The 11,805-nt window shown below is 44.5% G+C and carries 14 protein-coding genes and 1 pseudogene; 12 read left to right on the forward strand and 3 right to left on the reverse strand.

The window, feature by feature from the left end; all coding sequences use genetic code 11:
- Positions 1-77 precede the first annotated feature (77 nt).
- From FFM74_RS11715 to FFM74_RS11735, 5 genes and pseudogenes are all read left to right on the forward strand, one after another.
- Positions 78-971 (forward strand): annotated as a pseudogene (locus FFM74_RS11715) (PTS sugar transporter subunit IIC); the annotation flags it as partial.
- 7 nt (positions 972-978) lie between these two features.
- Positions 979-1,167, forward strand: a complete 189-nt coding sequence (locus FFM74_RS11720) for a hypothetical protein (protein ID WP_137626816.1) — start codon at positions 979-981, stop codon at positions 1,165-1,167.
- Positions 1,157-1,576: a DUF3284 domain-containing protein gene (locus FFM74_RS11725; RefSeq protein ID WP_137626817.1), complete on the forward strand. Its 420-nt coding sequence runs from the start codon at positions 1,157-1,159 to the stop codon at positions 1,574-1,576. Before FFM74_RS11720 ends, FFM74_RS11725 begins: the two co-directional genes overlap by 11 nt.
- A gap of 214 nt (positions 1,577-1,790) precedes the next feature.
- The gene (locus tag FFM74_RS11730) at positions 1,791-2,354 is read left to right on the forward strand and encodes a TetR/AcrR family transcriptional regulator (protein ID WP_137626818.1); all 564 of its coding nucleotides are present in this window, start codon (positions 1,791-1,793) and stop codon (positions 2,352-2,354) included.
- A 63-nt stretch (positions 2,355-2,417) separates the two neighbouring features.
- Complete coding sequence (locus FFM74_RS11735) at positions 2,418-3,317, forward strand: SDR family NAD(P)-dependent oxidoreductase (protein ID WP_223877232.1); 900 nt, start codon at positions 2,418-2,420, stop codon at positions 3,315-3,317.
- Positions 3,318-3,332: 15 nt separating this feature from the next.
- Here FFM74_RS11735 and FFM74_RS11740 read toward each other — a convergent pair whose 3' ends face one another.
- On the reverse strand, positions 3,333-3,869 hold the full coding sequence (locus FFM74_RS11740; RefSeq protein ID WP_137626820.1) for a TetR/AcrR family transcriptional regulator: 537 nt from the start codon (positions 3,867-3,869) through the stop codon (positions 3,333-3,335).
- Positions 3,870-3,978: 109 nt separating this feature from the next.
- Here FFM74_RS11740 and FFM74_RS11745 point away from each other — a divergent pair, with 109 nt between their 5' ends.
- Both FFM74_RS11745 and FFM74_RS11750 read left to right on the forward strand, forming a co-directional pair.
- Complete coding sequence (locus FFM74_RS11745; protein ID WP_137626821.1) at positions 3,979-4,776, forward strand: hypothetical protein; 798 nt, start codon at positions 3,979-3,981, stop codon at positions 4,774-4,776.
- 343 nt (positions 4,777-5,119) lie between these two features.
- Positions 5,120-5,692, forward strand: a complete 573-nt coding sequence (locus tag FFM74_RS11750; RefSeq protein ID WP_137626822.1) for an NADPH-dependent F420 reductase — start codon at positions 5,120-5,122, stop codon at positions 5,690-5,692.
- A gap of 55 nt (positions 5,693-5,747) precedes the next feature.
- Here the strand turns inward: FFM74_RS11750 and FFM74_RS11755 are convergent, their stop codons facing one another.
- Both FFM74_RS11755 and FFM74_RS11760 read right to left on the reverse strand, forming a co-directional pair.
- Positions 5,748-6,053 carry a hypothetical protein gene (locus FFM74_RS11755; RefSeq protein ID WP_137626823.1) on the reverse strand — a complete coding sequence of 102 codons (306 nt, stop codon included), beginning with the start codon at positions 6,051-6,053 and terminating at the stop codon, positions 5,748-5,750.
- A gap of 114 nt (positions 6,054-6,167) precedes the next feature.
- Entirely contained in the window at positions 6,168-7,208 is a 1,041-nt protein-coding gene (locus FFM74_RS11760) for a zinc-binding dehydrogenase (RefSeq protein ID WP_137626824.1), read from the reverse strand.
- A gap of 222 nt (positions 7,209-7,430) precedes the next feature.
- On the opposite strand from FFM74_RS11760, the gene FFM74_RS11765 reads away from it, so the two are divergent.
- The 5 genes from FFM74_RS11765 to FFM74_RS11785 all read left to right on the forward strand — a co-directional run bounded on the left by FFM74_RS11765 (position 7,431) and on the right by FFM74_RS11785 (position 11,575).
- Complete coding sequence (locus FFM74_RS11765; protein ID WP_137626825.1) at positions 7,431-7,802, forward strand: cupredoxin domain-containing protein; 372 nt, start codon at positions 7,431-7,433, stop codon at positions 7,800-7,802.
- A 12-nt stretch (positions 7,803-7,814) separates the two neighbouring features.
- Entirely contained in the window at positions 7,815-8,087 is a 273-nt protein-coding gene (locus FFM74_RS11770; RefSeq protein ID WP_137626826.1) for a cupredoxin domain-containing protein, read from the forward strand.
- Positions 8,087-10,012 carry a copper-translocating P-type ATPase gene (locus FFM74_RS11775; RefSeq protein WP_137626827.1) on the forward strand — a complete coding sequence of 642 codons (1,926 nt, stop codon included), beginning with the start codon at positions 8,087-8,089 and terminating at the stop codon, positions 10,010-10,012. The genes FFM74_RS11770 and FFM74_RS11775 overlap by 1 nt, the downstream gene beginning before the upstream one ends.
- Positions 10,013-10,106: 94 nt before the next feature.
- On the forward strand, positions 10,107-10,688 hold the full coding sequence (locus FFM74_RS11780) for a TetR/AcrR family transcriptional regulator (RefSeq protein WP_171000730.1): 582 nt from the start codon (positions 10,107-10,109) through the stop codon (positions 10,686-10,688).
- 68 nt (positions 10,689-10,756) lie between these two features.
- On the forward strand, positions 10,757-11,575 hold the full coding sequence (locus FFM74_RS11785) for an SDR family NAD(P)-dependent oxidoreductase (protein ID WP_137626829.1): 819 nt from the start codon (positions 10,757-10,759) through the stop codon (positions 11,573-11,575).
- Positions 11,576-11,805 lie beyond the last annotated feature (230 nt).

Consider the following 11,805-nt stretch of genomic DNA (forward strand, 5'->3'; position numbering starts at 1 on the left):
AATACCGAAATGAGGTCGCTTAGAGACAACAGTAAATTTATATTATTTCATCTGACAACTTGACAGGGCCTAGCGCATACTTCAACTTTAATACCTACTTTGGCTCATACGGCTTCTTTACCGTTATGATTCTAGGGGCAATTGCCAGTGCTTGCTACATTTATTTGATGAAGAAACATATTACGATTAAAATGCCTGATTCAGTGCCACCGGCAGTTGCCAATGCCTTTACTGGGATTATTCCAGCCGCTGCAGCATTTTACGTCGTTGGGATTATCAACTGGCTCTTCAGTAACTTTGGCCAAACAACCGTTATCGAATGGATTGCCAAAGTTATCCAAGAACCACTATTGAACATGAGTCAAGGTTATGGCGCCGTCTTATTGATGACGTTGTTAGTTCAAGTTTTCTGGTTCTTTGGGATTCACGGTTCCAACGTTTTAGCACCTGTTTTAGATGGGATTTGGTTAACTGCCCAATTAGCTAACGTTAACGCGTTCCAAGCTCACAAAGCCTTACCATATCTCTGGACTCGGAACTGTTTCGACTTGTACGCTTGGATTGGTGGGGCCGGTTCGACCTTACTCTTACTCATCGCTATCTTGATATTCAGTAAGCGTGACGATCAACGTTCCGTGGCGAAATTAGCCATTGGACCTGGATTCTTCAACATTAACGAACCAGTTATGTTTGGGTTACCAATCGTCTTAGATCCAATTTACTTTATTCCGTTCATTTTAGCACCAGTTGTAACCGTCTCCATTGCGTATGCTGCCATTACCGCTGGTTGGGTTGCCCCAATCACCAACAACATTGTTTGGTCAATGCCACCAATTATGAATGCTTTAGTTGCCACCATGGATTGGCGTTCAGTTGTCTTACAAGTTGTTAACGGCTTGATTGCCTTCGCAATTTATGTGCCATTTGTTAAAGCTGCCAACAGAATGAAACCAAACGAGATTGGAGAATAACTAACTCATGAAAACCTTAAAGCAGTGTTTACTCATCGGGATGAACCTTGCATTATTAGCCGTTGTTTTGAGTCCCATGGCCGGCAGTGTTGGTCAATGGGTAACGCTCGGACTAGGGTTAGGAGTCAGTGCAGTGTTGTTTATCCTTTACCGTCACGTTGGACAGCTTGAAAGGAGCCAAAAAGATGCAAATTAAGATGACATTAAAAGCTCCGGTAGACTATTTGTATCAACAATTGATTGACTCAGCTCAAGCAGATATTCAGCAGCAAACTGGTCGACCGGCACCCAAGCAAAGTTTGCAAGGGTTTCAGTATGAAAAGAAATGGCACAACGGCATGGTGGGTTCACTCAAAGTGACCCATGCCGAACCGGGTGTACGATACGCTTACGAGTTGGAAACCCCGCACGACCATTACTTAGTCGATTATCAGTTTACACGGGATGGCGATAATGACGCCGGATTGACTTATGCGGAAACGTTCTTAGGAAAAGATAAGAAAACGGACGCAAATAATCGGATTGGCGTAATGTTATTAGGCTGGTTCCGAAAACGCCGCTTTAAGAAAATGATGGGTCAGATGGCTGCCACGTATTATCAATAGCATGAACGGACGAAAGCAATCCGGTCACTTTGAGATTGAAAATAGGTGACACTGAAATTCAATAGTCTTAGCATTACCAAACAGCTTAGCAAGGCTGGTTGGTAATGCTTTTTTTGTACGACGACTAAAGGTCGTAAATTGAAATAGTTGTTGGCGAGTTAATTTTTAAAAGTTTCGGCTTGATTATAAGTGACTAATCAGTTATTATTGGCACATGCGAAAAATAGATGAACAAAAAAAACTGAAAATTAAAGCGGCCGTTATGACCTTGGTTGACCAGGATGGGCTAACCAATTTAACAACGGCTAAGGTCGCGAAGACCGCTGGGGTCAGTCCGGCAACTCTCTATATTTACTATCAAGATAAAACGGATATGTTAAGCCGGATTTATGAGTCAGTGAAAGATGAGTTACATTTAGGCCTATTGGCTGAGTTGTCAGCAACGGCCCCGGATTTGGCTGCCCAATTGCGAGCCATGTTACAGTTTTCGGTGACACAGTATCGCCAGCAACCGCGGGCGGCGCATTTCGTACAAGCGCTGTGGACGAACCCGGAAGCCTTGGATGAGCAGGCGCTACAGCACGGAACCGAATTGGATTCCGCGTTAGGCCAGTTGTTTACAAAGTTAGTGGCGGATCAAGCCTATGTGAACTTATCTCGGCCTGCATTTGAATTGATCTTTGCCACCCCCACGCAATTATTATTGCGGCAACCAACTGTTAGCAATGAAGAAGTCGAACAGCTAATTGACGTGGTCATTAAAGCGGTTCAGCAATGAGCCACTTTAATTTTTGCCATTTAAGTAACTAACTAGTCAGTTATAAAAAGAGGAGCGATTATTTTGAAAAAAACAATTTTGATTACTGGTGCCACGGATGGAATTGGCAAAGCAACGGCGATGGCCTTAGCACAACAAGGCCATCAAGTGATTGTGCATGGACGTAATCGTGAGAAGGCGCAACGGGTCGTGGCTGAAATTCGCACGGCGACTGGCAATCAGCAAGTCACGTTTTTAATTGCGGATTTATTTTCACTGCGGGCGGTTCAGCAGCTCGCCGCGCAATTTTTAGCGGAGAATGATCACTTAGACGTGTTGATCAACAATGCCGGGGCGGTCCTGAATAATCACCGCGCTGTTTCAGTTGATGGCATTGAAAAAACGATGGCTCTGAACGTGCTGGCGCCATTCTTGTTGACACAATTATTAATACCGAGCCTTGAAAAAAGTTCAGATGGTCGCATTATCAATATGTCTTCAGCCTCACATCGGGCTAGTGGCCGACCTGACCTGAACGATTTGAACTTGGAAAAGGATAACTCGGCGCAACGTCGGTATTCGTTATCAAAATTATTTGTGATTTGGAATACGCAGCATCAGGGCAAATTATTGAAGCAGCAAGGCGTTCAGAATGTGACTGTTAACGCGTCGCATCCTGGGGCAATCGTCACTAATTTTGGTCAGGATAGTGATAAGGGATGGTTGGTAAACTTAGTGTATAAAGTCGCCATCAAGTTAGCGTCGTTTGGGCCCTTACGCACGATGGCGACACCGGAACATGGTGCAGCAACCAATATTTATTTAGCGACAAGTGAGAACGTTGATGGTATTAGTGGACTGTTTTGGGGTGACGCTAAGCCACAAAAGCCGTCAACACGATACTATTCGGCAACCGCAGAACAACAAGTTTGGGATTATTGTCAGGCGGTTGTGCGACCGTTTTTGAGTGATGCCAAGCATTGAGCTAATTATAATGTTTCAATCGATTAAGGATAGCTGTGCTTGGATTAATTTTTGACTTGTTTCAGTGACACAGGCATAAGTGAGTTCCGCCTCGTGATTGAACCAATAAATGTAAGTTTGCATCACTCCTGCTGCCAGCGAGGTTAAGACTAATTGGTTGGCAGGCGTTTTTTGACGAGCGAGTAGGTTGTCATATAACGTCTCGAACAGCATTTGCTGCAATTGATCTACTAGTCGCTGTTGTTGCTGGTTCAAACAGAGGTATTTAAAACCAGAAAAGTTGGTCATCAAAATCCGATCAAAAGTTGCAATTAATGTCCGAGCATCTAAGTGTGCGCCTGTTAATGAAGCGGCAACCTGTTCAGCCAAAATGACTTGGTAATCATCAAAAATATCAGTGACATGCTCGTAATGACTATAAAAAGTGCGTCGATTAATGTGGGCGGTCCGACAGAGTGCAGTGACAGTTATCGTATCAATCGGTTGGGTCGCTAATAACTTAAATAATGTGGTGGTTAAGGCTTGTTTGGTCTTTCGAACGCGTTCATCCAAAAAAATCATCTCCAGTTAATACACACTTTTAGCAAAAATGACGCTAAAAGCTGATTTAATAAGTCTATGATAATACACAATCTTATTAAACACGAGGAGTTGAAGTATAATGTGGCAGTTTTTGAACAGTCTAGTAGCAACTTATCATGGGACTGGCTATCGCTTGACCGATTTTGTGACCGCTTTTAGTCCCAATAATCCACATTTTGTCAGCACACTATTAGTGGCGGGGCTGACTTTTGCGATTGGCTTTATTGAATATATTTACAGCTTTTTATTGGTGAATCGTGAGGGCAAGTCGCCGTACAATTTGTTAATGCATTCATATTACTTTGCCATTGATTCAATGGGAATTCTTGTCTTTGCAACGGCATCTCACGCGGTCGGGGGCTTTTGGATTTTTGACTTGGCCGCGGTTGCTGAAGTCGTCTGGACCTTGTTTGAAGTCTACAATTTAATTAAGTGTGTTTATGTGGAACGCGCAGATATTTGGGGGCCTGATGTAACGGTGCATTCAGCTTGGTTGCGAGTCGCCGGTTGGGTGATTGTCATGATGGCAACCGTTAACCTGTTCAGGGTCTTCATGAATGATCCGGCGATGTTCAAATGGTATATTTTCACCAATATCTTAATGGGAATTATGCCAGGCCTATACTGGGAAAAACGCGGCACGCAATTAGGTGCTTCCAAAGGATTGGCTATCGTCATTTTGATTGGGACGATTAACTCATTTTTGCCAACCAATATGTGGGCGGCCGTCAGTCCATATTTTAGCGTGCAAAACAATCCGTGGTTTTATGTGGTGGGCGTCATTGCGATTGCCTTTTCGGCCCGAAGCCTGTTAGTGCTACATCGTATGCCGGCAAAACCTGCGACTTTAGCAACGGGTAAGAAAACAATTTGGTGAGTTAAAATTGAGAGACAACTCAGAGTTGTGTGGCAAGCTATTATCCCTTGCTGGAAGCATGATTTTCGCGATAATTTAAAATGCCGTCGGTACGAGCAAGTTCAGACGGCATTGTCAGTCATCGGCGGGGTGTTATTAGCCATTAGTGGCGGTGTCATCGTATGGTGGCGTCGTCGACAATAGGCGGTTAGAAAAATAAAATAATGACAGCAGAAAAGCTGACCCACAATTTTGGTGTGTGGGTCAGCTTTTCGCATTGTAAACTAATTAATTGACAGGCAACCCAAATTATCGTAACTTGAAAGCGTAAACAATAAACTTAATTAATCAGGGGGTCTGTTTAATGGCAGCAATTACGATTTTTGGTAAAGGTAACATGGGTCAAGCTATTGGTGATGTATTCAAGCAAGGTGGCAACGAAGTCAACTACTTGGTTAACGGTGATCCAGTTAAAGATTTAGGTGACATCGTCGTTTTGGCTGTGCCATATCCAGCCGCAATTAGTATCGCTAAGGCAAATCCAACCGCTTTAGTTGGAAAGATTGTGGTTGATATTACTAACCCATTGAATTTTGACACTTGGGATGAACTAGTTGTGCCAGCAGACAGCTCAGCTGCTGAACAAATCAAGCAATTATTGCCAGATGCGAAAATTGTCAAGGCGTTCAACACTACTTTTGCGGCAACTTTGCAAAGCCGTAAAGTTGGCGGCCAACAAACGACAGTTATGGCTGCGAGTGACTCTAGCGAAGCTAAAGCTGCTTTGGAAGCTGCCTTGAAAGACAGCGGCGTGGCCTTTGTGGATGCTGGTACCTTGAAACGTGCCCATGAGTTGGAAAGCTTCGGTTTCTTACAAATGACCTTAGCTGCCAAAGAAAAGATTGGTTGGGATGGCGGTTTCGCTGTCGAAAAGTAATGTAAATCAAATTAAAAGCAGTCATCCAAAAAATGGGTGGCTGCTTTATTTTGGCCTAAAACTTCTTGTTATCAATCATTGCCGCATTATATTCAGTCCAACCTGAAATATGATGCCGTTTTTTGTAAGCTTTCCAAGTCGCCTTGTCAATCCAAATTTTTTCAACCCGATTGTCAACCGGTGAAACTAAGACTTGACTCGCAAATTCTGCGTAGAGCACATAAACGAGAATTACTAAGATAGGGGCATACAACTTTTGCATGATGAAAATTGAAAGTAAAAATGCGATGACAAACACAACATCGGCCGTCGAATGTCGGCGGTAGTATTTGGTATTGTCATCTAAAATTTGTTTAGCCATGTTGGTTAGAACTCCTTGTATAGTCTTTTCCAAAGTATAACATAGTCCTATATCAAATGTGAAAACGCCACCAATAAAAAACGCGACTCAGTAATCCGAGTCGCGTTTTGGCGATTAGTCGATGGTAATCAGTGCTTTAATCGCTTCACGTTTAGTCATCGCTTGGTAAGCCGAATCAATATCGTCAAGTTTAAACCGTTGGGTAAAGACTTTGCCGGGATGAATCTCACCGTCCAAAACAGCTTTCAGTAGGACTTGCTTGTCATAAGTCGTGACGGAAGCCGGTCCACCAGCGATAATTGTGTTGTTATAAAAGGAAGCCGTCATATCCATCTTAGGTTCATGTGGTAAACCGACACGTCCAACAATGGCACCGGGACGCGCCGCTTGCATAGCTGTCTCATTAGACAACTCTGTACCGACACATTCGAGAACCGCATCGGCGCCGGCATGATTCGTTAAGGTCATCACTTTAGCAATCGCGTCGTCACCACGTTCGGCGATAATATCGGTGGCGCCAAATTCTAAGGCTAATTGTTGGCGATCAGCATGGCGACTCATCGCGATAATCCGTTTGGCACCGCGCATCTTAGCGGCAATGACGCCACAAAGGCCAACCGCACCGTCACCAACAACCACGACGGTGTCGCCGGTTTTGACATTAGCGACGCGGGCCGCATGATAACCAGTTGCCATGACATCAGCTAAGCTCAGTAAGGAATTCAACATCGCATCGCTGTAGTCTGCTGGGTGTCCAGGGATTTTCACCAAGGCCCAGTCAGCATGTTGGAAACGGATATACTCTGCTTGGACGCCGTTACTAAAGTTATCTTGATGATTTTGACAATCGCCTTCAAAACCAGCGAGACAGGCGGCACAATAGCCACAGCCATGGGTAAATGGGGCAATGACGAAATCTCCGGGTTGAACGGTTGTAATGTCGGCGCCGACACTTTCGACAACCCCGATGGCTTCATGACCAGAGTTTTCAGAATGGTTGGCCTTTTCTTCCAGACCACGATAAGCCCAGAGGTCCGAACCACAAACACAAGTCCGCACAACGTGAATAATCACATCATCGGCAGCTTGAATGGTTGGTTTTTCAATGTTTTCAACGGCAATTTTGCCGGGTTGCATAAAGATCGCACTTTTCATATTGGTAGCACTCCTTGTGAGTCAGAATTAATTAACCAGCTCAATTATAGAAATAATGACGGTTAATAACCAGTACTTATTTTGCATACTTCAGAATACTTAAAAGGCATGGCTCATCGTGTTGAAATTTTATCGTTGACAAATGTAAACGATGACGGTAAGATATATCTTGTAGTTTACAAATGTAATCGTAAATAATTATTTTGGGAGAAGGCAATTGAGATGACAAAATTACTTGTTTTACTAATTGGTGTGATCATTATCGGGTTTATCCTGTGGTGGTTTTTTGGCAAGCATCAGGTGGCGAGTGCCGAGGCAGCAGTGACTAACGATCGGCAGTCGGTTGATATTGAAGTAAAGGGTGGTTATTCACCGGAAAATGTGGTTTTAAAACAAGGGGTTCCAGCCGTTTTGAATTTTACGCGCAAAGATGCGTCAACTTGTTTAGATCGCGTGGTGTTTAGTGATTTTGGGATTAACCAGGAATTACCGAAGAATCAATTAGAAACAATTAAAATTGATACTAGCAAGCCTGGCGAATATGAGTGGGCCTGTGGGATGGACATGTTTCATGGCAAACTCATCATTAAATAGGGGGTCAAACAAATGACTGAAGCACAACAAACTGTAAAGATTACTGTTGCTGGGGGCTATCAACCCGCGGTGGTGACGCTGAAACAAGGCATTCCCGCTAAATTGATTTTCACGCGAACGAACGCTCAAGGCTGTTTGGATGTGGTGCATTCGACGGACTTGCAGTTTAAAACGACCTTACCCTTAAATCAGCCGCAAACGGTGATGATTTCAACCGATCAGGCCGGAGAATTTAATTATAGTTGTGGCATGGACATGTTTAGTGGAAAGGTGGTCATTGCCTAATGACAGTCACAAAACGCTTTTGGATTTCATTAATTTTGTCATTACCAATGCTTGCGAATATGATTTTAATGCCTTTTGGTTGGATGCTTCCTGGGGGTAATTGGACACAACTCGCGCTAACAACGGTGATCATGTTAGTTTCGGCGGGCCCGTTTGCGCAAAGTGCTTGGGCATCTTTCAAAAAGCACCATTCCAACATGGATACACTCGTGGCGATTGGGACGGTAACAGCTTATTTATATAGTATTTATGCGATGATTACTAATCAAGCGGTCTTCTTTGAAAGTGCCGCCTTTGTCACTGCTTTTGTGCTACTCGGACAAGTTTTCGAAGAACGGATGCGCAATAATGCGTCTGACGCGGTAGAGAAGTTGGCCAATTTGCAAGCCAAAGCCGCGGAAGTCTTACGTGACGGTCAGTTTGTCAAATTACCACTGAGTGAAGTTGTTTTGAATGACGTGATCCGAGTTAAGCCAGGTGAAAAAGTGCCGGTGGATGGTGTGATTGTCAAAGGCAGTTCCACCGTTGACGAGTCAATGGTGACTGGTGAGAGCATGCCCGTGACGAAGCAAGTCGACGATAATGTGATTGGGGCCACCATGAACAGTACGGGGACCTTCTTATTGAAAGCGAATAAAGTTGGCAATCAGACGATGCTGTCACAAATTGTTGAGTTGGTGAAAAAGGCCCAAAATAGTCACGCGCCAATTCAAAAATTGACGGATAAAGTTTCTGATATTTTTGTACCAGTTGTTTTAATTTTAGCCATTTTAACGTTCTTAACTTGGTATGTCTTCTTAGATGCCAGCGTGGCGCGCGCCTTGATTTTTGCCGTTTCGGTGGTCGTGATTGCTTGCCCCTGTGCGCTTGGTTTGGCGACACCCACGGCATTAATGGTGGGAACCGGTCGCGGCGCCAAGATGGGGATCTTGATTAAGAATGGTGAAGTTTTGGAAGCTGTCAACGATGTTAAAACGGTTGTTTTCGATAAAACTGGGACGATTACAGTTGGCAAGCCCCAAGTGACCGATATTGTGGGTGATGAAGCCCAAGTCTTACAAATTGCGGCTAGTTTAGAAGATTCCTCGGAACATCCACTGGCGGCGGCAATTTTAGCACGGGCGAAAACCGCTAAGATTAGCGCTAAGGCAGTTGATCAGTTCCAAGCGATTGAAGGCAAAGGCGTGTCAGCGATTATTGATGGCAAACATGGCTTCGTTGGGAATCACAAACTATTAGCTGATTTAAAGTTTGACAATGACTTAGCTCAGCAAGAAATTAAGTTGCAAAATGAAGCGAAAACCGTCGTCTTTGTTGGCCTAGATGACCGTATTATTGGCATGATTGCGATTCAGGATGTTCCTAAGGAGACTTCAAAAGAAGCGATTGCCGAGTTGAAGGCTCGCGGGCTGAAGACCGTGATGTTAACCGGTGATAACGAACGGGTGGCACAAGCCGTTGCTGAACAAGTTGGTATTGATGAGGTCATTGCGGATGTGTTACCTGGTGACAAAGCGGAACATGTGAAGGCGTTCCAACAAACTGGCAAAGTGGCCTTCGTTGGTGACGGGATTAACGACGCGCCGGCTTTAACGATGGCTGATGTTGGGATTGCGATGGGGTCTGGGACTGATATTGCCATTGATTCCGGTGGGATTGTCCTAGTCAAAAATGACCTGCGTGATGTGGATAAGGCCCTAGCATTGAGTCGGAAAACCTTTAATCGGATCAAGCTCAATTTGTTCTGGGCGTTTATCTACAACGTTTTAGGGATTCCTGTGGCTGCCGGTATTTTCTTCACGATTGGCTTCACTTTGAGTCCTGAACTGGCTGGCTTGGCAATGGCATTTAGTTCACTGTCTGTCGTCATGAGCTCAGTCTTGTTGAATAAAGCTAAGATTAAGACTAAGGCGCGACTAGCCTAAATGATGAAGGACTTGCTGATGACTTGGCAAGTCTTTTTTTGTTACGATAATTAAAATAGTTGACATTAACTAAATGAACGTTTATTATATAATCATGCGAAAAATTGATGAAGGTAAAAAGAACAGAATCAAACAGGCTGTTTTTGAAATTGCTCGTGATGAGGGTATTGCCGGATTATCATTTGGTAAGCTAGCCAAGCGTGCTGGTGTCAGTTCCGGGACACCGTATGTTTATTATCAAGATAAAACGGATATGTTGGGCAAAATTTATCTTGACGTGAAAACGTTAGTGGATGAGGGGCTACAGGCAGATATTGATCAAGGTAAAACGCCGGAAGAACGGCTGTTCAATGCGGTGAATCACTTTGCCAAGCAACTGGTTGCGCATCAACTTGAGGCAAATTATTTGGCCGCAATTGAAGATAATCCGCAGTTGGTCACAGCGGCGGTGTTACAAGCTGGTAATCAATTGGCAGCACCGCTGAAAGTCGCTTTTGAAGCCGCCGCTGCGACTGGCCGGCTGAAAACGACGAATCCAGAAACGGTGATGGCCTTGCTGTTTGGCCCATTTACAATGGTGTTGCGACAACGTTTTGCCATTGACCAACCCGTGTTAGCGAGTGAATTGGAAACGGTGATTCAGTTTTCGATGCAAGGACTACTTAAAGATCGGTAAACCGATTTTTATTTTTAAGCTTTAATTAAATAAATGTTTAATCAATTAAAAGAAAGCAGGTTTCAAAAATGACTAAAAAAACAATCTTAATTACTGGTGCCTCAAGTGGGATGGGTTTAGCGGCGACAAAATTATTTGCTGAAAAGGGCTGGGAAGTCTTCGCTGGTGCACGGCGCGTTACCAAAATTCCAACGGGTGCGCACATTCATGCGTTGCAATTAGATGTGACCGATACCCCATCTAAGCGTAACTTTGTGCAAACCGCGCAAGAGCTGACGGGACGGATTGATGTCTTACTGAATAATGCCGGCTATGGCGAATTTGGCCCGTTAGAAGAAGTCCCAATGGCACGCGCCCGGCAACAGTTGGAGACCAACTTGTTGGGCGCGGCCGAGTTGGCCCAATTAGTTTTGCCGCTGATGCGCCGACAAGGTTTTGGCCGTATCATCAATAATTCGTCGGTGGGTGGCGACATGTATTCACCACTCGGCGGTTGGTATTACGTCAGCAAGCACAGCTTAAATGTCTGGTCCGATGTCTTGGATACAGAAATCCGGCAATTTGGGTTGCGGTCAGTCGTGATTGAACCAGGTGGGACTGCCTCGGCCTGGAGTTCAATTGCGATGGACAATGTCAAAAAGAACCTCAGTACCGATTCGCCGTATCAAGGTTTGGTCGATAAGACCAAAGGGTTGATGACGCGATTGGGTGGCATGAGCTCGGCAACGTCCGCTGATTTAGCCAAAGTCTTTTATCGGGCTGCCACGGATCAACGTCCCAAGCGACGTTATTTCTATGCCTGGTCGGATCGCTTAATGGCTCATTTTTCACGTGTTCATCCTGGCGTCTTTCATCAAAGCATGACCATGATGTTTGACAAGAAATAGTTTAATTGATTGTCTCAGTGCTAACTGGAATTTGGTTGGCTCAAAAAAACACTAAGCTCACTTGGAATTTACAAGTGATACTGGTGTTTTTTTGTGAGCTAAAGATTAAAAGGTGATACTGACTGTCGCTTCCGGTTGGGACGGATAACATGCGGTCGTGGGACCGGGCCAAGCCAAACACGTCTTGGCCCTCGCCCGGAACTCTTGCTAAAATCGCAAGTGTCCCGGCC

The organism is Lactiplantibacillus pingfangensis, assembly GCF_005404945.1.
Taxonomy (GTDB): domain Bacteria; phylum Bacillota; class Bacilli; order Lactobacillales; family Lactobacillaceae; genus Lactiplantibacillus; species Lactiplantibacillus pingfangensis.